We start from the raw sequence: 20,263 nt of genomic DNA on the forward strand, positions 1-20,263 counted from the left end.
GAAATCCCGGGCTGGTTGCTCGGGTTGAGTGGCTTGGCGGGCTTGCTGTTGCTTTGGTGGCTAGGGGTGACAGTGTTTGGCGCGGCGGACGGCTTGTCGGCACGCTTTTCCCTGGCTGCCACGGCCGCGAGCCTATGGGAATTGCTCGGGCGCGGGGAGTTGTATCTACACATTGCCGTGAGCCTCAAGCGCATCTTTGTCGGACTGTTCCTGGCCTTGCTGGTGGGCGTGCCGTTGGGGCTGCTAGTGGGTAGCTCGCGCAAGCTGGAGGCAGCGACCACGCCGGCGTTCCAGTTTCTGCGCATGATCTCGCCGCTGTCGTGGATGCCTATCGTGGTGATGCTGATGGGCGTAGGCGACCAGCCGATTTATTTCCTGCTGGCCTTTGCCGCTGTGTGGCCGATCATGCTCAATACCGCTGCCGGTGTGCGTCAGCTCGACCCACGCTGGTTGCAATTGAGTGCCAGTTTGAGCGCGACCCGCTGGGAGACCTTGCGCCGGGTGATCATTCCCGGCGTGGTCGGGCATGTGCTGACGGGTGTGCGCCTGGCCATCGGCATTTTGTGGATCGTGCTGGTGCCTTGCGAGATGCTGGGGGTCAGTGCGGGGCTTGGGTATTACATCCTCGATACCCGTGATCGGCTGGCTTATTCGGAGCTGATGGCGATGGTGGTGCTGATCGGTTTGCTGGGGTTTGCGCTCGATGCGTTTGCGCGGTGGCTGCACCAGCGCTGGGTGCATGCTGGCTGATTGACCGAGCCAAAGTATTCCCGCGCCTGTAACATGAGCGCCTGTCGGACCTGCTCGCCATCGTGCGTAAGGCAGGTCCGGCGATTCACAGTGGCTACATTTTTCAGGTTCAGGAACCCGTCATGACCCAAAAGCAGCGTTTGAAATATTCGATTCTGATTGCCCTGACCGTATTGGCGACGATGTTTGGCCTGTCCTACTTGCAGAACACCGGCGTCATCAGTGAGAAGACATTCCAGACCATCGCCATTGCCGTCGCAGTGGTCGTGGTGGTGATCAACGGCATCATGCGCCGCAAGGTCAAGCTCTAAAGGCGATCAGGCGCGGCCTTCGAGTACCTTGGCAGCCTCTTCATGGAGGCTGTAGCTTTTGTCCGCATTGAGGGTGATCACGCCCTCGCTGCACAGGCGCTTGAGCACTTCGCGCACGCTGAGAAACGACAACGGAATGCCCAGCTCCAGCAAATGGCTGTGCACGCCGCGCACGCCGAGGGTGCGTTGGTTGTCGGCAGCGGTGAGCAGGGCGTCGATGACCTTCAGCCGGATCAGGCTGGTACGCAAGCCAAAACACTTGAGCAGATGGCGGATGCGCTGGTTGCCGTGCTGTTCGGGCGCTTTGCCGAACGCTTGCGGGCCGCTGCCGAAACTGGCCTCGGCCATTTGTGAATGTCCATCCGTGGGCACTTGCGGGTTGTACATGCAAAAACTCCTTATCAGAGCCTGATCAGGAAAAAATGAGTGCTCTTAGTTGATAAGACGAACGAGCGAGCAAAATCATGAAGTGTCGGATGTAGAAATTTCGTCAGTATCGGTTTTGTCACCTGCGCATCGCCTTAAATAAACGACCCTGCGCGCTAAATTATTCCTGGTGGTTTGCGTTCTTACGGTGGGCTTATTGCCCCTTGTGAGGCGGTTAAATCTGACGGTGGAGTCTGCGTGATTATTTCCAATGGGTTGTCCAGGGTGTGTGTGGCCGGGGTGTTGCTGGGCGTGAGCCTGGCTGCCGCTGCGCGGGAGCAGGTGACGCAAGCATCGGCGGAGATCCGGCGCACCAGTTACGGCGTGCCGCATATCCGCGCCAACGATGAGCGGGGCCTGGGCTTCGGCATTGGCTACGCCTACGCCCAGGACAACCTGTGCCTGCTGGCCAATGAAGTGGTCACCGTAAATGGTCAGCGCGCCCGCTTCTTCGGCCCCGAACAGGCGACCCTGGAGGAGCGCAACAACCTGGCCAGTGACCTGTTCTTTGGCTGGCTCAATACGCCGGACGCGGTCGCTGCGTTCTGGAGGGCGCAGAGCCCGCAGATCCAGCAGCGTATTGAAGGTTATGTGGCCGGCTACAACCGTTATCTGAAAGAGCAGGGCGCGCCTGCACAGTGTCAGGCGGCGTGGGTACGGCCGCTGGTGGCTGAAGACCTGGTCAAGCTGACCCGCAGGCTATTGGTCGAAGGTGGTGTCGGCCAATTCGCCGAAGCCCTGGTGGGTGCGATGCCGCCTCAAGCAACGGCCAACGTTGCGACCACCGCCAAGGCCTTTGAAATGGCTGCCGCCAACCAACAGCGCTTCGCTTTCGATCGCGGCAGTAACGCCGTGGCAGTAGGCCGTGACCGCTCGTTCAACGGGCGCGGCATGTTGCTGGCCAACCCGCACTTCCCATGGGTGGGCGGCATGCGGTTTTACGAGATGCACCTGACCATCCCCGGCCAGCTGGATGTGATGGGCGCTGCGCTGCCGGGCCTGCCGGTGATCAATATCGGTTTTAACCAGCATGTGGCGTGGACCCATACGGTGGACACGTCCAAGCACTTCACCTTGTACCGCCTGACCCTCGACCCCAAGGACTCCACGCGCTACCTGCTCGACGGCAAATCGGTCGCCCTGGATAAAACCACGGTGACGGTGCAGGTCAAACAAGCCGACGGCAGCCTCAAGGACCAATCGCACACGGTCTATAGCTCGCAATTCGGCCCGGTGGTGCAGTGGCCGGGCAAGCTCGATTGGGACAGCCATTACGCCTTCAGCCTGCGCGACGCCAACCTGGGCAACGACCGCGTGCTGCAACAGTGGTACGCGATGAACCGTGCCGGCAGCCTCGACCAACTGAAAACCTCGGTGCACACTCTACAGGGCATCCCGTGGGTCAACACCCTGGCCGCCGATGACCAGGGCCAGAGCCTGTACATGAACCTGTCGGTGGTGCCCAACGTCAGCGCGGCAAAACTGGCGCAGTGCAGCGACCCACGCGCCGGCTTGCAGATGATCGTGCTCGACGGCGCCCACAGCGCCTGTGCCTGGGACGTTGACCCACGCGCCGCCCAGGCCGGCATCTTCGTGGCCGAGCAACTGCCGCAATTGCAACGCACCGACTACGTGCAGCACTCCAACGACTCGGCATGGCTGGCCAACCCCCAGGCGCCGCTCACCGGGTTCTCCCCGGTGATCAGCCAGGACCACATCGGCCTGGGCGCGCGTGCGCGTTTCGCCTTGCAACGTCTGCAATCGCTGGCTAAACCGATCAGCGTCAGCGACCTGCACAACATGGTGATGGACAACGAGGTATACCTGGCTGGCCAAGTCATGCCCGACCTGCTCGCGTTCTGTGCCAAACACCTCGGCGCCGACGCCACCGCCTTGCAACCCCTGTGCACCAGCCTGAAAACCTGGGACCAGCGCGCCAACCTCGACAGCGGCCTTGGCCTGGTGCACTTCATCAATCTGGTGCAGCACCTGCAGCAGATCCCCGACGCCTGGCGCGTGGCCTTCGACCCGGCCCAACCCCTCACCACGCCACGTGGCCTGGCCATCGACCGCGCCGACGTCGCCAAAGCCCTGCGCGAAGCCATGCTGGCCTCCACCGCCGACGTCGCAAAATTGGGCCTGACCGCCAACAGCACCTGGGGCGACATCCAAGTCTCCGGGCAAACCCCGATCCACGGCGGCCCACAGGAACTCGGCATCTACAACGCCATGCAAACCGTGCCGCGCGCCGACGGCAAGCGCGAAGTGGTCAGCGGCACCAGCTACCTGCAAATCGTCACCTTCGACGACCAGGGCCCCCATGCCCAAGGCATCCTCGCGTTCTCCGAGTCGACCAACCCGGCTTCCCCACACGCCAAGGACCAGACCCAAGCCTTCTCCCAAAAACAACTGCGCCCGCTGCCCTTCACTGAAGCCCAAATCAAGGCCGACCCGCAGTACCAGCAACTGCGCATCAAGGAGTAGGGCAGGCCCGCAACCCCTTGATGCCAATACGAAATATTTTTGAAATCAAGGGGTTGCACGCCTAGGCAAATACGTACATAATGGCGCCCATCGAACGCAACGAAGCATTAAAAACTTCAATGTATTCAATGAGTTAGAGTAGAGGCAGGGTTTTATAGCCCACTCAAGTTTTTATGCGGTGAGTGTCAGCAGTCAGGGCATTGATCGTTTGAGGCCGAGTAGCAAAATGGTTATGCAGCGGATTGCAAATCCGCCTACGCCGGTTCGATTCCGACCTCGGCCTCCACTCTTAAAGCCCCGTAGATCAATGATCTACGGGGCTTTTTTATTGTCTGCCATTAAGAACCCTTCTGAGACCTGTGGTATGTGTTGATCCCCACGGGCTGTACAGCGACATCGTATTTGTCGGTGCTGGTGCCAAGAACGCCGGCTCGTCCAATAGTGCGCTGGCGGTGCGCCTGAGCTTCCAGCGCCTACAAAGGTCCTTGCGAGTGCCAAACTTGTTTTTTCACTAGCCAAGACGACCATTAGCGCGGAGTGACCTTATCAAACAGCAATTTTTCACTTGATAGCTGCAAAAATAGATTTTTGTTTAGGTTTGTGAATGCTTGAGTTACCCCAAGTGTGCTGATCTGTGGCAATGCCATTCCTAATATCCCATCGAATCTCGCTGCGTAGAATTGCGATTGAGAAAATACGGCTTTGTCTTCGGCGGATAAATTTTCCATCAAGATGGTCTTGATGATGCTATGCATGCTTTCCATGTTTTCAACAAGGATTTGTGTGGTGTCAAGTGCCATTTTTCATTTCCTTTCTCGAGTGTTATTGAAAGTCGATCGGAAATTTAATTGTCACTCCGTGGGATTGACTTATCTCCTGTCAATTCTCACAGGTCGTTAGTTTGATTTGCTTTTGGTTAGGGGACGAAAGGTTATATCTCGTGACGGCAGGCGACAAAAATATGTAAGCCTACTGGAAACCGGAAACTTCGACCTTCGCTGAAGGTGCGCGTCGCGTCACTGTTGATATTCGTGGCATTGGCATCTGCTGGCTATGCATGTTTACGGGGCCTCAGATCTTACGATCCGCTGTTCCTTAACCTCACCCGCATACGCCCCCATCTTTTCCTGCTGCACCGCCAGCAACGCGCAGATTTTCATTAATGCCACTGCATCATCCGGCGTCCGACCGTTGGCGGCCAAAGTGGTCAACTCAACCACCGACCAGCCAATCACCGCCGCCGCATCTTCCAGGTCGTAGAACAATTCCTGCTGAGCTGTCCTGGGCCCGTCGAGCCCCTGGATCAATTCTTTCATTTATTGCCCCAACCGTTTCAGGTCAAACCCCATGACATCCATCCCAATCTCCGCCAGATCGGTCTTGAATGGAATTTCCCCCATCACCTGGAAGCCAAACGCCTGATAAAACCGCCGCGCATCCGGATTGGACTTCGGATTGGACTTGAGGAAGAAAAAGGGGTCAGACCACGATATCCGATACCAATGGTCCGCCCCCTCTTTTTCAGCGTCTTCAAGTCGATGGATTACTCGTCGGAACCCGCTCATCAAGCGCAGCGTTTACGAGAAGCATCGCGCTCTCAATGATCTGCGCCAAACCAAACGTTTGAAGACGCTGCGTTCCACTCGACGCGAACGCCTGCTCATTAGCCATCGCTGAAGCTGAAGCCAAAAGCTCACTTGCGTTTACTAGCGCCTCCTCGGAACTCAAGCCAGGCTTCACGCTGAATACGCTGTTTGAAAAAATGTCATCAAGTTCGTGTCTTTTCATGAGTAATACCTCAGCGCGCCACTCATTGAGTGACGAATCACAGCGGCATGTCGACTGCTCGTTGGCATGTTTACTTCAGGGATTGGGTAGCTTCGATCTGTAAACAACATCCTCTACACCCTCGGAAAGTTAAGAGGCCACCACCGCCGTTGCGACACGGGTGGGTGGTGGACCGTGCGAGGGTCGCAAACCGGCGTCCGAGGGTACCGGCCGGGCAAAAGCCCGCCTCACACGGTCCACCATAGATGCGGTAAGCAGGCATAAAAAAAGCGCCTGCTACAGAGCTATGGCGCTACCGCGCCTCAGACTACTTCAGGTTGCGACACCCGGCCACAGGATTTACTGCGACGGCCAATCCTAGCCAAGTGGCTTCCTATGGCTCAACCGCACCAAGTTGTGGGAAATGTCCGAAGCCAAGCAGGACGGCCTCGTGTCCTGAAAATAGAAAGCAATTGAGCACGCTGGGGACTGCTCAATGCTTTTGAAAACGGCAGCCCTAAATTCCTTTTTGAATCCGCGAACATGCGTATTTACAGGACGTCAGCCCTGACAATCCGCTGATCCTTAACCTCACCCGCATACGCGCGGATCTTCTCCTGTTGCGCCGCCAGCAACGCACAGATCTTCATCAGCGCCACTGCATCATCCGGCGTCCGACCGCTGGCGGCCAAGGCGGTCAACTCAACCACCGACCAGCCAATCACCGCCGCCGCATCTTCCAGGTCGTAGAACAACTCCTGCTGGGCCGTCCTGGGCCCGTCGAGCCCCTGGATCAATTCTTCCATTTATTGCCCCAACCGTTTCAGGTCAAACCCCATGACATCCATCCCAATCTCCGCCAGATCGGTCTTGAATGGAATTTCCCCCATCACCTGGAAGCCAAACGCCTGATAAAACCGCCGCGCATCCGGATTGGACTTGAGTACCGTCAGCCACAGCAAGCTGTCTCCACGTTCCACGGCCTGTTCACAGATGTATTGCACCAGTCGTTTCCCATACCCACGCCCAGCCGCCGATTTGAGAAAGTAGATCTTGCGCAGTTCTGCGCCCACTTCACCCGTGACCGGGGCAGGGGCTGACCAGTTGATCTTGGCGAGGCCTACGGGCCGCTCGCTTTCGTCCGACGCGAGCAGCCACGTTTGGCTGTCGGATGATTCGAGTGATTGGTTCAGCGAGGCAGGGGAGAAGTCGCGGTCGAGGAAGGCCTGCAAGCCGGCAGGCGACCAGATGTGTGTGAAGTGTTCTCGGTAGGTGGTGCAGCCGACGTCGCGCAGGGCTTCAAGGTCGGCGTGGGTTGCTGGATGAATACGGAGCATGCTGTCCTCGTGTCAGGCGGCGCTTGGCGAGGCAGTGTGTCATAACGTCCAGCCCAGCCCCAATGCCTTGTGCAACGAAGCAAAATCCTTGAGTAACTCCGCGTCCCCGGAAATCCGGCTCTCCTGGGCCTGGTAGCGGGTGCGTTCCGCATCCGGCGGTGCCCGCACGGTAGCGTTGGCGGGTCAGGTCTGCCGCACGCACTGCCGAGGATTCCACATTGCGCAACAGCACCACGTTCTGGCGTTGATGGCCGTACCGCGCCAGGGCCACATCGGCGTCGCGCAGCGCGCTCAGTACGACACTTTTGTACTGTGCGAGCGCTTCGTCGCGACCGGCTTCGGCGCCTTTGACACTGGCGGCCACGCGGCCGAAGTCCAGGGCGTTCCAGGTCAAGCGCGGCAGGATCAGCCAGGTGCCGTTGTCTTTGCGGGCGAGGTGGCCGGGGTCGCCGGCGGAGAACGACAGGTCGCCCATCAGGCTAAGCTTGGGAAACCAGTCGGCGGTTTTCTCGCCGATCTGTGCGTTGCTGGAGGCCAGTTTGCGTTCGGCGACACGGATGTCGGGGCGGGCCTTGAGCAGGGCGGCGGGGTCTGCCACGGGCACCACGCCGGGGATGGCGGGCAGGGCTTTGGCGGTGGCGAGACGGCCGTCCAGTTCACCGGGTTCCTGGCCGCAAAGCAGGCCGAGTTGGTCCAGGGATTCAACGATGGCGGCTTGCAACGGCAGGCGTTGGGCCTGGGTGTTTTCTGCCTGGGTGAGGACTTGTTCCAGTTGCAGCTGTGAGGCCACACCACGGCTGCGACGTTGCTGGGTCAGGTCGAGGGCCTGGTTTTCGATGTCGACACTCGCGTCGACCAGGGCCAGGCGTGCCTGTTGGTCGCGCAGGTCGGTGTAGGCCTGCACCACTTCGGCGGCCAGTTGCACCTGGCCGTCCGCCAGTTGCGCCTGGGCAGCGTCGGCCTCCGCCTGCGCCGCTTCGACCGCACGGCGCGTGCCGCCGAACAGGTCGGCCTCCCAACTGGCATCGAAGCCGGCCAGGTAGAGCGTCAATGGCCCGCGACCGCCACCGCCGCCACCCAGTGCGGAGGTGTCGGGCGAGCGCAGTTTGAGCATCGCGGCGTCGCCGGTGACCTTGGGCAGGGCGTCGGCCCGTGCACCGCTGAGGCTGGCGCGCGACTGTTTCAGGCGGGCCTGGGCGGTGGCGATATCGGGGCTGTTGTTCAGCGCCAGGTCGACCAGTTCATTGAGTTGCGGGTCATTCAACGTTCGCCACCACTGCGCCACGGCCGGTGCGCTGGGCGCTTTGTGGTCGGCGTGGGGCAGGTGCCCGGCGGCCAGGGTTTTCGGCGCGGCATCGGGGGCGCCCGAGTAGTCCGGGCCCACGGTGCAGGCCGATAGCAGCCCAACGGTCAGGAGCAGAGGAAACGAGCGAGCAATCATGGCTGTACCGTGCGCTTTTTAAGGATGAAGATCAGGGGCAGGCACGCCAGCATTGCGAGTCCCAATACGTAGAACGAGTCGTTGTAGGCCATCACCGAGGCTTGGCGGGCGATGTCATTGGCCAGTTGGGCCATGGCTTGCAACGAGGCGGTGGAGGCGTCGCCGGTCTGTGCCAGGTAGCTGGCGGTGTTGCTGGCCATGTGATCCTGGGTCAATTGGCTGTTGGCCAGGATCCCTTCGCGCAGCCGGTCGTCATGGAAGTGGCTGCGCCGGTCCATCAACACGCCGAGCAGCGCCAGGCCGATGGTGCCGCCGAGGTTGCGTGACATGTTGTAGAGCCCGGCCGCATCGCCGGCGTCCTTGGTCTCGACCGAACGCATGGACAGTTGGCTGAGGGGCATCATCACCAGGATCTGCCCGAAGCCGCGCAGCAACTGAGACCAGACAAAATCATGGCCGACGCTGTCGGCGGTCAACAGGGTGTCCACAAAACAACTGGCCCAGTACAGCAGCAGGCCTGCGCCGACCATCCAGCGCAGGTCGTAGCGGCCGAGCATCCGCGGCAGGATCGGCATCAGCAAAAACGCCGGAATCCCCGACAGCAGCATGATCGCGCCGGACTGCTGCGCGTTATAGCCGGACAAAATCCCGAGAAATTGCGGCACCAGATAGGCCGTGCCATACAGCCCTGCGCCCACCGCCGTACCGATCAGCAACACGCTGCCAAAGCTTTTGTTGAGCACCAGTGGCAGGCGCAGGATCGGTGTACTGGAACGCAATTGCCCCACGGCAATCAGGAAAAACCCGGTGACCGTGGCAATGCTCAGCCACACGATCAGCAGCGAGTCGAACCAGTGTTCACGCTGGCCTTCTTCCAGCACCACGGTCAGCGAGCTCAAGCCCATCGCCAGTCCGAGAATGCCCAGCCAGTCGGCGCTGATAAAGCGCTGCAGGTTCATGCGTTCGCTGGGCAGGCCGGTGATCAGCAGGGTGATCAGCGCGATGCTGATGGGGAGGTTGAGAAAGAAGCACCAGCGCCAGTTGATGTTCTCCGTCAACCAGCCGCCGATCACCGGGCCGAGCAAGGGACCGAGGATCACGGTCATGCCGAACATCGTGGTGCCGATGGCCAGTTGGTGGGGCGGCAGGCGCGTGCGCACGATGGTCTGCGCGGTCGGAATCATCGCACCGCCGGCGAAGCCCTGGCCAATGCGCCCGGCGATCATCGCGCCGAGGCTGGTGGACAGGCCGCAGAACATCGAGAACAGCGTGAAGGTGAGTGCGGTGCCGATCAGGAACCGGCGCAGGCCGAAGACTCGGGTCAGCCAGGCCGCGAGGGGGATCATGACGATTTCCGACATCAGGTAGCCGGTGGCGATCCAGGTGCCTTCGGTGCCGGTGGCGCCGATCTGGCCCTGGATCTGCGGCAACGCCGAGTTGGTGATCGACACATCCAGGGTCGCCAGCAGGGCACCCAGCGCGCCGGCGGCGACGGCGATCCAGTCGGTCAGCGAGGCGTTGCGCGGTTTCTCGGCGGCTGCCTCGGCCATGATCACCTCAGCCATGGTTGGCGTCTGCGGCGTGGGTGCGGGTGTCGACTTCCACGGTGGCCGACAGGCCCGGCATCAGTGCGGCGCGCAGGTCGTCCGGCACGTCCAGTGCAATGCGCACCGGCACGCGCTGCACGATTTTGGTGAAGTTGCCGGTGGCATTCGACGGCGGCAGCAAGGCGAACTGCGCGCCGGTGCCGGGCGCCAGGCTGTCGATGTGGCCTTGCAGGTCGCGGCCGGGTAGGGCGTCGACATGCACGGTGACGGTCTGGCCGGGGCGCATGCCACCGATCTGGGTTTCCTTGTAGTTGGCGGTGAGGTAGATCGCGCTGATCGGCACCACGGTCAGCAAACGCGTACCAGGTTGCACGTACTGCCCCACGCGTACGCCACGGTCAGCCACACGGCCGTCCAGCGGGCTGCGGATGACCGCGTCGTCGACGTCCAGTTGGCTTTGCGCCTCGCTGGCCCTGGCTACGCCCAGTTGCGCCTGGGCCTGCTTGAGCTGGGCCTGCAACGTGCCGTAGCGAGTCTGGCTGGACCGCAGCGCCGCCTGTTTGGCCGCCACGGTGCTGCGGGCCTGTGCCAGTTGGTTGTTCAGTTGGGCCAGGCGCTCTTCCGGTTCGGCGCCCGAGCGGGCCAGCGGCGCGTAGCGGGCGACTTCGGTCTGCGCATGCCGGGCATCGGCCTCGGCGCCCTGCAATTGGGCGCGGGCTTCGGCGATGGTCGAGTCCTGTTGCACCAGGTCGGCCTGGGCCTTGGCGAAGTCGGCATTGCGTGCGGCGATGGTCGCCGAGGCTTCATCGCTCACGGCCTGGTACTTGCGCGCATCCAGGCGCACCAGCACGTCGCCACGCTTGACGTTCTGGTTGTCGCTCACCAGCACGTCGGCCACGTAGCCGTTGATCTTTGGCGCCACGCTGATGCTGTCGGCTTGCAGGTAGGCGTCGTCGGTGGTCTCGATAAACCGCCCGGTGATCCACCACCAGGCGCCCCACGACACGCCCGCCAACAAGGCAACGCCGGCCACGCTGAGCAGGATGCGCCGGGCCTTGCCGCGTTGACCGTTGACAGTTTCTTCAGGCATGACCTGAGGGGAGGGAGGTGCAGCCGACATCGAGGTCACTCCAGATTTATAACGGGTGGAATAAATTCGTTTTTTCGCGAATTTTTGTCAACTGGTATATTTTGGTCCGGTATTCGAAGGGAGCTGCACATGGCACGACACAAACCTGCCGCCGAGGGTGGTTACCAGCGCGGCGAAGAAACCCGCGCACGCATCATCGAGGCCGCCGTCGAGGTGTTTGGCGCACGGGGCTACAATGGCGCGTCGACCCGCGATATCGCCACGGCCGCGGGCGTCAACGCACCTGCGATCCAGTACTACTTCGATGGCAAGGAAGGCGTGTACCTGGCGTGCGTCGAGCACTTGATCACGCTGCTGTGGCGCAAGATGTCGCCGCCGGTGGAGGCAGCGGAAAGCGTGTTGGCCGATGCCGATTGCGGCGACAGCGCGCTGATCGACGCCTCGCTGGGCATTCTCGGCACCGTGGTTTCAACCATCCAGGACAGCCCGCAAACCACGGCATGGCGTGCGTTCATGGATCGCCACCAGGCTGGGTTGTGCCCGCAAAGCGCGACGATGGCCTTCGAGGAGCGGTTCAAGGCACGTATTGCGCGGGTCATCCGCCAGCTGATCGCGCGCGTGGCCGGCCTGGCGCTGGAGGATGAGCGCACGGTGATCCATTCCATGGCGCTGTTTACCCAGGGCCTGGCCTTCCGCATCCAGAAGCCCAAGCTGCTGGAAGCCTTGAAGTGGAGCGAAGTGAACCAGAAGGAGATGGAACTGGTGCGGGAGGTGGTGCTGATGCAGGCGCGGTTCACCCTGGAAGGGCTGGCCCGGCGCCGGGACCAACTGGCCTCCCGATAATCGGTGGTTGCCGCTTACTTGCCGCCTGTCACATCCAGGAAGGTCCCGGTGATGAACGACGCTTCCTTACCGGCCAGCCACAGGATGGCGCGCGCCACCTCTTCGGGCTCGCCACCGCGGCCCATGGGAATGCTGTCCTTGACCCGATCCACGCGACCCGGCTCGCCGCCGCTGGCATGCATGTCGGTGTAGATATGCCCAGGCCGTACGCAGTTGACGCGTATGCCTTCACGGGCGACCTCTTTGGACAAGCCGATGGTGAATGTCTCCAGGGCGCCCTTGGAGGCAGCGTAATCGACATACTCGTTCGGGCTGCCCAGCCGGGCGGAGGCGGAGGACACGTTGATCACGCTGCCACCCGTGCCGTTGTGGCGCAGCGACATGCGTTTCACCGCGTGCTGCGCGCACAGCATCGGGCCGATGGCATTGATCGCGAAGACGCGCTGCATGCGGGCGAAGTCGAGGTCTTCAAAGCGCGATTGCAGGGCAATGATCGCGGCGTTATTGACCAGCACGTCGAGACGGCCAAACGTCTGGTCAATGGCAGCGAACAACTGCGCGACCTGTTCAGGGTCCGCACTGTCGGCACGAATGGCCAGGGCACGCCGCCCCATCGCTTGCACATCCGTCACCACGCCGAGTGCGGCTGCTTCGTTGCTGACGTAGCTGATGGCGACATCGTAGCCTTGCGCCGCCGCAAGCCGTGCGGTTGCTGCGCCGACACCGCGGCTGCCGCCGGTGATCAGAATCAGCGGGGTTGAAGAGACCGTATCCATTGCTTGAACCTCCTGTGAGGGGTGAAAGATCAACCTATAAGCATCGTGCCGATCGCAATGACCAGGCACGCCAACACTTTGCGCACAGTCAGTGACTCGCCCAGGAAGCAATAACCGATCAATGCCGCAAACAGCACGCTGGTTTCGCGCAGGGCTGAAACAGCGCCCATCGGCGCGTGGGACATGGCATAAATAACGATGCCGTAGGCCAGCAGGGACACCAGCCCCCCGATCAAGGCCGTGATGACGCCGGGGCGTGGTGCGAAGAGGCTGCGTGTGTCGCGCAGGCCGATGTACACCAGTGGCATCAATACGCCCCAGAGCGCACACATCCATACCGTGTAGGCCAGCGGTGCGCCGGACAGCCTCGCGCCAATACCGTCCGTGACGCTGTAGGCCGCAATGAAAAAACCTGTGCCCAGGGCGTAGGGCAGGCTGGGCACCGCCAGCCGGCGCTGTCTGAAGGCCAGTGAAATAATGCCGCCCGATACCAGCACGATGCCGATCAGGGCGTTTGTGCTGACCGTTTCCCCGGCAAACACCAATGCGCACAGCGTGATCAGAATGGGCGAGGAGCCGCGGGCAATCGGGTAGGTCTGCCCCAGGTCGCCCACCTTGTAGCTTCGCACCAGGAACAGGTTATAGCCCACGTGCAACACGCCCGACAGCACGGCGTAGGGCCAGCTGGCGGGCGCGGGAGGGGCGAGAAACAAGGCGATGACACTGCTGGCGATGGCCACCGCCACGCACATCATGGTCATTGACCACAGCCTGTCGGCGCCGACGCGCAACAATGCGTTCCAGCTTGCATGCAAGAGGGCGGCGAAGAGGATGAGTAGAACGATGGATAAAGGCATGCGCCATGGTAAACACCACAAGGGCGTGTCTAACAGCGAAGTCTTTTCATCCGGTCATGAGTAATTCTTCATGCATCACCGATAATTCTGCTGTGCCTGCATCGACTCGGCCAACAACCAGTTACGAAAGCTGATGATATGCGGCTGGGTTTCGATCCCTTTCGGGCACACAAAGTAGTAGCCCACCGGCGACGCGAACGGCAGCTCAAACAGCCTGACCAGGCGGCCGTCGTTGATTTCCGCTTCGACGTGGCCGCTTCGCGCCAGCGCAATACCTTGGCCCAGCAGCGCCGCCTCGATGGTCATGTTGGTGTCAGCGAACCTGACGCTTTCCTTGAGGGGGGCAATGCTGACGCCGATATGCTCGAACCAGGCTTCCCACTTGGGCACCAGGTCTGCGCCGTCGCGCGTCAGCAACGGGTAACGCAGCAGCTCGGCGGGCTCGTGGGGAGCGCCGAAACGCTTGAGCAGGTCGGGGCTGGCCACCGGGAAGATCTGCTCGCGGAGCATGAACTCCGAGTGCAGGCCGGGGTAATTGCCGTTGCCCAGGCGGATGGCCACATCCGCGTCTGCGCTGGAGAATTTGATGGCCTTGTCGCTGGTCTCCAGCGTGATCAGGATTTGCGGATGTTGCTGCGACAGGCTGGGCAACCTGGGCAGCAGCCATTTCAAGGCGAACGAATACGTGGTGCTGACCTTCAGGCGAACCCGGCCTTTTTGTTCCCTGAGGTCAGCCAGCGTGGCCTCAAGGTTCATGAAAAACTCGCGCACAATGGGCGCCAGTGCGGCCCCGGCCGGGGTTAGCCGCAACGCTTTGCCGCGCTGGAACAACTGCAGGCCCCACAGGTCTTCGAGGTGCTTGAGTTGGTGGCTGACCGCGCTCTGGGTCACATGCAGCTCTTCTGAAGCCGATGTGAACGTCGCGTGCCGGGTCGCCACTTCGAAGGCACGCAGGGTGGCGGTGGGTGGTAGGTCTCTCATGACTGGGGTCCGGGTAGGGGGCTGGCAATCAATCAGCATGAATACCGGCTCATGGTAATGGATTCGCAGGCTTTCACAGAAGCCGCAGACCCTGGCCTTGTGAATTGTTGTGAAGCACAGATTAATGGCCCATTGCCCATGCTAACGTCTGCTCCTGGCTATCGTCAGCACGACGATTTCATTCGTACCATCAGGGGAGCAGCGCCGATGTCTACCACCGTAACGCCCGCCGGCAGCGGGGCAAACACGCCTAAAGCGTCACCGTCGGTGTTCGATGACAAGTTGAACATCGCCAAGTCCAGCAAAGTGATCGCCGACTACATGCGCCAGACCGGCAAGTCAGCCATTACCAAGCAGGAACTGACCCAACTGGCCAACAACGCCTCGGGCAAGGTGCCGGCCGAAGTCTCCGATGCGGCCAAGTACATGGAGCGTCATCCTGACGTCTTCACCGCCATCGAAACCCACGATGTGCCGGGTGCCGATAACCTCTCCGGTGTGTGGAACTTCGATTGGGCCGCCAACGGTGGGCTGAACGGCACGTCGACCGACGCGATTGCAAAAATGCAGGACACCTTCGATTTCGCGATTGCCAAGTCTGCGCAGATCACTGAGATTTCCACGGGTAAAAAAGCCGAGCTGGATTCGACCAAGCAGCGGCCGCAGAACTAAAACAGCAGTTTGTACCGTTGGCCCTACAAACCCTACCAACGGGTTACACGATAGCCGTGACGCACTTCGGTTTGCACTGTCATACCCAGCGAGAAGTCAATCTCGTCAAGTAAGAGAGTGTAGTCATGAAGTTGAGTTATCTAACCAAGGCGGCTGTGGTGGTCGCGCTGTTATCGACCTTGTCCGGCTGCTTGATGTTCATGCCACCGGGTGGTGGCGGTGGTCACGGCGGTGGCGGGCATGGTCAGGGCGGCGGCCCTGGCCCTGGCGGCGGACCGCGTTAACCGATAGGCCAGGCAGGCAAGCCGTGAAGCACGGCTTGCCTGTTTTTTTGCCTGCGATAAACCCAGGGCAAAGAAAAGCCCGCGTGGGGAGCGCGGGCTAAAGGGATGTTCATTAGGAGCTGAGGCCACCCTAGGCGCCTGTCTGTGAAAGGTTTGTGAAAACCATGGCAAAAAAGTGTATGCCTCAATCCGGCCCTGGCTGTACGGGGCAGGGCAGCCGATAACCCTCTACTGTCGCAGGCACACCCCCGCCGTTTGGATGCCGCGTCATGTTCATGTCTACCAGCCTGTTGTCCGCCTTTGTGCTGTTCGCCTTCGTGTCCTCGATCACGCCCGGACCCAATAACACCATGCTGCTTGCCTCCGGGGTGAACTTCGGCTTTCGCCGCTCGATGCCCCATGCATTGGGGATCAGCATCGGGTTCATGCTGCTGGTGATTTCGGTGGGGCTGGGGCTGGGCGAAGTGTTCAAGGTGTTCCCGTGGGCGTACACGGTGTTGCGCTACGTGGGGGCGGCGTACTTGCTGTACCTGGCGTGGAAGATCGCGACAGCGGGCGGCATGTCCGACAGCGCGGACGAGCAGGGCAAGCCCATGACTTTCTTCGGCGCGGCGGCATTCCAATGGGTGAACCCCAAGGCCTGGATCATGGCGCTGGGCGCTATCACCACTTACACGCCGGCCGAAGGCTACGTCACCAATGTGCTGGTGATTGCACTGGTGTTCGCCGTGGTCAACCTGCCCAGTGTGTGTGTATGGGTGGGGTGTGGCAGCGGCTTGCGCAATGTGCTGCGTGAGCCGCGCTGGTTGCGCCTGTTCAACTGGACGATGGCCGGGCTGTTGGTGCTGTCGCTGTACCCGATGCTGTTTGCCGGCTGAGCGTCAGACCGGCGAGATCGTGGCCAGCAGGCCGATGCCGATGGTCAGCACCAAAAAGCCGAACAGGAAAAGTGCCATCTTGGTCATAAGGCCTCCGAAGGGAAGGGAGTGGGGATGGGGTCATTGTCCGCCCAGACGGCGTTTCGATACAGACGCAGATAGCAAAGAAAAAACCGTATCAGATGCGCTTGCCGCTGTTCAGCCGGGGGCTTGCAGTGCGTGTGGCTTTCTCAGGATCAGCGCCTGCGGCAGCCAGGTCTCTAGGCACAACAGGCGATAAATACGCTGTGGCGAGCGGGCTTGCCCCGCGTTGGGCTGCGAAGCAGCCCCAAAACCAGCAGCCACAGAGTGCCTGATTCACCGCATTCCCCCTTCCAGGGTCGCTTCGCAACCCAACGCGGGACAAGCCCGCTCGCCACAGCTACAGTGTTCGCCCTTAATGGCCGGTTTTTCAAAGACCTCAACAATAAGAGTGGGCCAACCCTCGATGGAAAGACGTCAATTCAGCGGTGGCATGAAAGGCAAGAACCTGCGCTACCTCAACGAAACCCAACAACCGGCGTCGGTCACCCGCGTCGGCTTCCTGTTGCTTGAACATTTCTCCCTGCCAGCATTCACCCAGACCCTCGACACCTTCGTCACCGCCAACCTGCTGCGCCCCGAACTGTTCGCTTCGCGCACCTTCGGCTGTGACGATGGCGAAGTCATCAGTGACCTGGGCCTGGTGATTCGCCCCGATGCGCGCCTGGATGCCGGGGCATTGCACGACCTGGACCTGCTGGTGATCTGCGGCGGATTCCGTACCGAACTCAAGGCCGGCGAAGCCTTCATCCACCTGCTGCACACCGCCGCCGAACAGGGCATCAGCCTTGCGGGCTTGTGGAACGGCGCCTGGTTCCTTGGGCGCGCCGGCCTGTTGCAGGGCTATCGCTGCGCCATTCACCCAGAACACCGTCCGGCGCTGGCAGAAGTCTCCAAGGCCACTCACGTTACCAGCGAACCCTACGTGATCGACCGCGACCGCCTCACCGCTTCAAGCCCGTCCGGCGCCTTCCACATGGCGCTGGACTGGATCAAGGGCCTGCATGACAAGGCACTCGTCGAAGGCATCGAGGACATCCTGGCCTTCGAGGAGTCGCGCTACCGCCGCATCAAACCCACCGAAAACGTCAGCGTCAGTGCGCCGTTGCGTGAAGTGGTGAAACTGATGGACGCCAACCTCGAAGAACCTTTGGAGCTGGACCAACTGGCGGTGTACGCCGGCCGCTCGCGGCGCCAGCTGGAGCGCTTGTTCAAGGAGCAACTGGGCACCACCCCGCAGCGGTACTACATGGAGCTGCGGGTGACCGAGGCGCGGCGGCTGTTGCAGCACACCGAGCTGTCGCAGGTGGAGGTGCTGGTAGCCTGCGGGTTTGTGTCGCCGAGCCATTTCAGCAAGTGCTATAGCTCGTACTTCGGCTATCGCCCCTCGAAGGAGAAGCGCTTGGTCAAGTAAAGTGCTGACTGACTCACTTTCTTTAAAGGATGACAAATGTCTCTCACGCTTTTGGATCGTTACCGTGGCAGCCTGTTGGGCTTGGCCTGTGGCGACGCCGTGGGCACCACTGTTGAATTCATGCCTCGCGGCACATTCCCAGCGGTCACCGACATGGTTGGAGGAGGACCGTTCAACCTGAAAGCGGGCCAATGGACGGACGACACCTCGATGGCGTTGTGCCTTGCGGAAAGCTTGCTGCGTAAAGGTGGTTTTGATGCAGCTGACCAGATGGGGCGATACCTGAACTGGTGGAAGTGGGGTTACCTGAGCTCTACCGGTGATTGCTTTGATATAGGCATGACCGTGCGCACGGCGCTCACGGCGTTTGAGTCGCAAGGTGATCCGTTTGCAGGTTCGACAGAGCCTTTTTCCGCAGGCAACGGTTCGATGATGCGCCTCGCGCCGCTGGTACTGTTTTACTTTCCAAACCTGCAAAGCGTTGATGACTTTTCCCGAGAAAGCTCCCGTACGACTCACGGAGCCCAAGAGGCAATCGAGTGTTGCGTGGTGTTGGCGAGAGCCATCGGTAACGCGTTGAGTGGAGCAACGAAGGAGCGCCTGTTGAATATCTCTTGCGCGGGTCTTTCTGCGCCCAAAGTCGTAGCGATTGCCCAGGGGGAGTATTGCAACAAGACCCGTGCGCAGATAACGGGTTCCGGTTACGCCGTGGCGTCATTGGAGGCGGCGCTGTGGTGCGTAAAACATACTGACAGCTTCGCCGACGCGGTGTTGGCTGCCGCGAACCTGGGTGACGACGCTGACACTACTGCCGCCATCGTTGGTCAGTTGGCGGGTGCATATTACGGCGTGCAAGGCATCCCGACGGGCTGGCTGAACAAGCTTTGTATGCGTGATGAAATTGAGGAAATGGCTGACGCACTCTACAGCACGGCTGCTCAAACCCCATGATTAAGCCCCCCAATAGAAAACACCGCCGCCTGTCAGACAGAGCGCGGTGTTTGTTTTCAGGGCTGCTTCGCAGCCCAACGCGGGGCAAGCCCGCTCGCCACAACAGGCAACTCACCGCAAAAAAACGCGTTGGTCAGAAGCGGTCCAGGCGATAAGGCGTGAGTAACGGTGTTTGACCCTTGCTCGCCAATTCCCCAATCATCTCCGCCGTCACCGCCGCCTGCGTCAACCCCAGATGCTGGTGCCCGAACGCAAGCAGCACCTTCCCGTCACACACCCGGTCAATCACCGGCAACGAGTCCGGCAGTGACGGCCGGAACCCCATCCACGGTGTGGCACCCTCTGCGTTGAGGTCATCCCGAAACAACCCCTTGCTCAACCGATGCAACTGCCAGGCACGCTGCATATTTGCCGGGCGCTTCAGGCCGGCGAATTCCACCGTGCCAGCCAGGCGCAGGCCGTCGGTCATGGGGGTCATGATGAATTTGCGTTCCAGGGACGTCACCGCAAACGGCAGGCGATGCAGCTCATGGGGCAGCATCAGATGATAGCCGCGTTCCGTGTCCAGCGGGACCTTTTTGCCGGTCAGGGCAGCGGTCAATTTGGCCGAGTGGGCGCCGCACGCAATCAACACCTGGCGTGCGCTCAGGGTGCCCTGATCGGTGGTGAGGGAGACGCCGTGTTCCTCAACCCGTCCATCCAGTACCTGGCGCTTGAAGAACTCTACGCCACTGGCCTTGGCAGCCTGGACCAGTTCGCACACCACCTGGTACGGGTCGAGGAAGTGCCCGGTGCTCGGGAAAAACAGCCCGCCCTGGATGCGCTCGCTCAACTGCGGCGCAGCCTGGCGAATGGCATCGCCGGTCCAGAACGCCACGGGCACCTGCTGCGCTTGCATGCGCTGCTGCAAGGCCTGGAGTGCGTCGCGTGAGTCCGCTCGTTCGTACACCAACAATGACCCGTCTTCACGCAGCAGGTGCGCACGTCCGATGCTGTGCAGCAGGCGCTGCCAGGCGTCCAGGCTGCCTTCGTTAAGCGCACGAATACCCGCGACGGTACGCTGATAGCGCGCCGGACGCAGGTTCAACAGCAGCCGCGCAAACCAGGGCAGGGCGCGCGGCAGGTATTTCCAATCCAGGCGCAGCGGGCCCATGGGGTCCAGCAGCATGCCGGGCAAGCGCTTGAGGATCGACACGTCGGCAATCGGGAACACCTGTTCGGTCGCCAGGTGCCCGGCGTTGCCATAGGACGCGCCCATGCCGGGTTCCTGTTGATCGACCACCACCACGTGCCGGCCCTGACGCGCCAGTTGCAGGGCGCAGGCGACGCCAATGATGCCGGCGCCAACTACGACGATATCGGGATCGGACATC

At 61.2% G+C, this 20,263-nt stretch carries 21 protein-coding genes, 1 tRNA gene and 1 pseudogene; 10 read left to right on the forward strand and 13 right to left on the reverse strand.

Going from position 1 to position 20,263, the window contains the following annotated elements:
• Positions 1–3: 3 nt before the first annotated feature.
• Positions 4–750 carry an ABC transporter permease gene (locus M2497_RS15305; RefSeq protein WP_248488209.1) on the forward strand — a complete coding sequence of 249 codons (747 nt, stop codon included), beginning with the start codon at positions 4–6 and terminating at the stop codon, positions 748–750.
• Positions 751–872: 122 nt separating this feature from the next.
• The gene (locus M2497_RS15310; RefSeq protein ID WP_248481366.1) at positions 873–1,061 is read left to right on the forward strand and encodes a hypothetical protein; all 189 of its coding nucleotides are present in this window, start codon (positions 873–875) and stop codon (positions 1,059–1,061) included.
• Positions 1,062–1,067: 6 nt separating this feature from the next.
• On the opposite strand, the gene M2497_RS15315 is transcribed toward M2497_RS15310, so the two are convergent.
• Positions 1,068–1,448, reverse strand: coding sequence for a fe2+ zn2+ uptake regulation protein (locus M2497_RS15315; protein ID WP_248481367.1), 381 nt, complete (start codon positions 1,446–1,448; stop codon positions 1,068–1,070).
• A 237-nt stretch (positions 1,449–1,685) separates the two neighbouring features.
• Here M2497_RS15315 and M2497_RS15320 point away from each other — a divergent pair, with 237 nt between their 5' ends.
• On the forward strand, positions 1,686–3,971 hold the full coding sequence (locus M2497_RS15320; protein ID WP_248481369.1) for an acylase: 2,286 nt from the start codon (positions 1,686–1,688) through the stop codon (positions 3,969–3,971).
• Positions 3,972–4,183: 212 nt separating this feature from the next.
• A tRNA-Cys gene (locus M2497_RS15325) sits at positions 4,184–4,257 on the forward strand.
• A 241-nt stretch (positions 4,258–4,498) separates the two neighbouring features.
• Here the strand turns inward: M2497_RS15325 and M2497_RS15330 are convergent.
• The 8 genes and pseudogenes from M2497_RS15330 to M2497_RS15365 form a co-directional block, all read right to left on the reverse strand.
• Positions 4,499–4,771 carry a pepsin-like aspartyl protease gene (locus tag M2497_RS15330; RefSeq protein WP_248481371.1) on the reverse strand — a complete coding sequence of 91 codons (273 nt, stop codon included), beginning with the start codon at positions 4,769–4,771 and terminating at the stop codon, positions 4,499–4,501.
• Between the two features lie 261 nt (positions 4,772–5,032).
• On the reverse strand, positions 5,033–5,287 hold the full coding sequence (locus M2497_RS15335; protein ID WP_248481372.1) for a hypothetical protein: 255 nt from the start codon (positions 5,285–5,287) through the stop codon (positions 5,033–5,035).
• 214 nt (positions 5,288–5,501) lie between these two features.
• Entirely contained in the window at positions 5,502–5,759 is a 258-nt protein-coding gene (locus M2497_RS15340; protein WP_248481373.1) for a DUF3077 domain-containing protein, read from the reverse strand.
• A gap of 530 nt (positions 5,760–6,289) precedes the next feature.
• Positions 6,290–6,544: a hypothetical protein gene (locus M2497_RS15345; protein ID WP_248481374.1), complete on the reverse strand. Its 255-nt coding sequence runs from the start codon at positions 6,542–6,544 to the stop codon at positions 6,290–6,292.
• Entirely contained in the window at positions 6,545–7,075 is a 531-nt protein-coding gene (locus tag M2497_RS15350) for a GNAT family N-acetyltransferase (protein ID WP_248481375.1), read from the reverse strand.
• A 39-nt stretch (positions 7,076–7,114) separates the two neighbouring features.
• Positions 7,115–8,516 (reverse strand): annotated as a pseudogene (locus M2497_RS15355) (efflux transporter outer membrane subunit).
• Positions 8,513–10,081, reverse strand: a complete 1,569-nt coding sequence (locus M2497_RS15360; protein WP_248481376.1) for a DHA2 family efflux MFS transporter permease subunit — start codon at positions 10,079–10,081, stop codon at positions 8,513–8,515. Before M2497_RS15360 ends, M2497_RS15355 begins: the two are co-directional and overlap by 4 nt.
• Positions 10,074–11,183 (reverse strand): HlyD family secretion protein, encoded by a 1,110-nt coding sequence (locus tag M2497_RS15365; RefSeq protein WP_248481377.1) that lies wholly within the window; start codon positions 11,181–11,183, stop codon positions 10,074–10,076. The genes M2497_RS15360 and M2497_RS15365 overlap by 8 nt, the downstream gene beginning before the upstream one ends.
• A 99-nt stretch (positions 11,184–11,282) precedes the next feature.
• Here M2497_RS15365 and M2497_RS15370 point away from each other — a divergent pair, with 99 nt between their 5' ends.
• On the forward strand, positions 11,283–11,996 hold the full coding sequence (locus tag M2497_RS15370) for a CerR family C-terminal domain-containing protein (protein ID WP_248481378.1): 714 nt from the start codon (positions 11,283–11,285) through the stop codon (positions 11,994–11,996).
• A gap of 14 nt (positions 11,997–12,010) precedes the next feature.
• Here the strand turns inward: M2497_RS15370 and M2497_RS15375 are convergent, their stop codons facing one another.
• The 3 genes from M2497_RS15375 to gcvA all read right to left on the reverse strand — a co-directional run bounded on the left by M2497_RS15375 (position 12,011) and on the right by gcvA (position 14,610).
• The gene (locus M2497_RS15375; RefSeq protein ID WP_248481379.1) at positions 12,011–12,772 is read right to left on the reverse strand and encodes an SDR family oxidoreductase; all 762 of its coding nucleotides are present in this window, start codon (positions 12,770–12,772) and stop codon (positions 12,011–12,013) included.
• Positions 12,773–12,801: 29 nt separating this feature from the next.
• A complete protein-coding gene (locus M2497_RS15380; RefSeq protein WP_248481380.1) occupies positions 12,802–13,629 on the reverse strand; it encodes a DMT family transporter in 828 nt (275 codons plus the stop codon).
• 75 nt (positions 13,630–13,704) lie between these two features.
• The gene (gcvA, locus tag M2497_RS15385; RefSeq protein ID WP_248481382.1) at positions 13,705–14,610 is read right to left on the reverse strand and encodes a transcriptional regulator GcvA; all 906 of its coding nucleotides are present in this window, start codon (positions 14,608–14,610) and stop codon (positions 13,705–13,707) included.
• Positions 14,611–14,817: 207 nt separating this feature from the next.
• On the opposite strand from gcvA, the gene M2497_RS15390 reads away from it, so the two are divergent.
• From M2497_RS15390 to M2497_RS15410, 5 genes are all read left to right on the forward strand, one after another.
• Positions 14,818–15,282 (forward strand): hypothetical protein, encoded by a 465-nt coding sequence (locus M2497_RS15390; RefSeq protein ID WP_071495510.1) that lies wholly within the window; start codon positions 14,818–14,820, stop codon positions 15,280–15,282.
• A 125-nt stretch (positions 15,283–15,407) separates the two neighbouring features.
• Positions 15,408–15,566 carry a hypothetical protein gene (locus M2497_RS15395; protein WP_248481383.1) on the forward strand — a complete coding sequence of 53 codons (159 nt, stop codon included), beginning with the start codon at positions 15,408–15,410 and terminating at the stop codon, positions 15,564–15,566.
• Positions 15,567–15,835: 269 nt separating this feature from the next.
• A complete protein-coding gene (locus M2497_RS15400) occupies positions 15,836–16,444 on the forward strand; it encodes a LysE family translocator (protein WP_248481384.1) in 609 nt (202 codons plus the stop codon).
• A gap of 514 nt (positions 16,445–16,958) precedes the next feature.
• Positions 16,959–17,939: a GlxA family transcriptional regulator gene (locus tag M2497_RS15405; RefSeq protein WP_248488210.1), complete on the forward strand. Its 981-nt coding sequence runs from the start codon at positions 16,959–16,961 to the stop codon at positions 17,937–17,939.
• Positions 17,940–17,975: 36 nt separating this feature from the next.
• Positions 17,976–18,890 (forward strand): ADP-ribosylglycohydrolase family protein, encoded by a 915-nt coding sequence (locus tag M2497_RS15410; protein WP_248481385.1) that lies wholly within the window; start codon positions 17,976–17,978, stop codon positions 18,888–18,890.
• Between the two features lie 133 nt (positions 18,891–19,023).
• On the opposite strand, the gene M2497_RS15415 is transcribed toward M2497_RS15410, so the two are convergent.
• Positions 19,024–20,262: an FAD-dependent oxidoreductase gene (locus M2497_RS15415; protein WP_248481386.1), complete on the reverse strand. Its 1,239-nt coding sequence runs from the start codon at positions 20,260–20,262 to the stop codon at positions 19,024–19,026.
• Position 20,263: the final 1 nt, after the last annotated feature.

Source organism: Pseudomonas sp. CYM-20-01 (assembly GCF_023169845.1).
In the GTDB taxonomy this organism is placed as follows: Bacteria; Pseudomonadota; Gammaproteobacteria; order Pseudomonadales; family Pseudomonadaceae; genus Aquipseudomonas; species Aquipseudomonas azotoformans.

Excerpts from the sequence above, each read along its gene's own strand:
- M2497_RS15310 (WP_248481366.1), top strand. The coding sequence starts at position 873 with ATGACCCAAAAGCAGCGTTTGAAATATTCGATTCTGATTGCCCTGACC.
- M2497_RS15315 (WP_248481367.1), bottom strand. The coding sequence starts at position 1,448 with ATGTACAACCCGCAAGTGCCCACGGATGGACATTCACAAATGGCCGAG.
- M2497_RS15330 (WP_248481371.1), bottom strand. The coding sequence starts at position 4,771 with ATGGCACTTGACACCACACAAATCCTTGTTGAAAACATGGAAAGCATG.
- M2497_RS15335 (WP_248481372.1), bottom strand. The coding sequence starts at position 5,287 with ATGAAAGAATTGATCCAGGGGCTCGACGGGCCCAGGACAGCTCAGCAG.
- M2497_RS15340 (WP_248481373.1), bottom strand. The coding sequence starts at position 5,759 with ATGAAAAGACACGAACTTGATGACATTTTTTCAAACAGCGTATTCAGC.
- M2497_RS15345 (WP_248481374.1), bottom strand. The coding sequence starts at position 6,544 with ATGGAAGAATTGATCCAGGGGCTCGACGGGCCCAGGACGGCCCAGCAG.
- M2497_RS15350 (WP_248481375.1), bottom strand. The coding sequence starts at position 7,075 with ATGCTCCGTATTCATCCAGCAACCCACGCCGACCTTGAAGCCCTGCGC.
- M2497_RS15360 (WP_248481376.1), bottom strand. The coding sequence starts at position 10,081 with ATGGCTGAGGTGATCATGGCCGAGGCAGCCGCCGAGAAACCGCGCAAC.
- M2497_RS15365 (WP_248481377.1), bottom strand. The coding sequence starts at position 11,183 with ATGTCGGCTGCACCTCCCTCCCCTCAGGTCATGCCTGAAGAAACTGTC.
- M2497_RS15370 (WP_248481378.1), top strand. The coding sequence starts at position 11,283 with ATGGCACGACACAAACCTGCCGCCGAGGGTGGTTACCAGCGCGGCGAA.
- M2497_RS15375 (WP_248481379.1), bottom strand. The coding sequence starts at position 12,772 with ATGGATACGGTCTCTTCAACCCCGCTGATTCTGATCACCGGCGGCAGC.
- M2497_RS15380 (WP_248481380.1), bottom strand. The coding sequence starts at position 13,629 with ATGCCTTTATCCATCGTTCTACTCATCCTCTTCGCCGCCCTCTTGCAT.
- gcvA (WP_248481382.1), bottom strand. The coding sequence starts at position 14,610 with ATGAGAGACCTACCACCCACCGCCACCCTGCGTGCCTTCGAAGTGGCG.
- M2497_RS15390 (WP_071495510.1), top strand. The coding sequence starts at position 14,818 with ATGTCTACCACCGTAACGCCCGCCGGCAGCGGGGCAAACACGCCTAAA.
- M2497_RS15395 (WP_248481383.1), top strand. The coding sequence starts at position 15,408 with ATGAAGTTGAGTTATCTAACCAAGGCGGCTGTGGTGGTCGCGCTGTTA.
- M2497_RS15400 (WP_248481384.1), top strand. The coding sequence starts at position 15,836 with ATGTTCATGTCTACCAGCCTGTTGTCCGCCTTTGTGCTGTTCGCCTTC.
- M2497_RS15405 (WP_248488210.1), top strand. The coding sequence starts at position 16,959 with ATGAAAGGCAAGAACCTGCGCTACCTCAACGAAACCCAACAACCGGCG.
- M2497_RS15410 (WP_248481385.1), top strand. The coding sequence starts at position 17,976 with ATGTCTCTCACGCTTTTGGATCGTTACCGTGGCAGCCTGTTGGGCTTG.
- M2497_RS15415 (WP_248481386.1), bottom strand. The coding sequence starts at position 20,262 with ATGTCCGATCCCGATATCGTCGTAGTTGGCGCCGGCATCATTGGCGTC.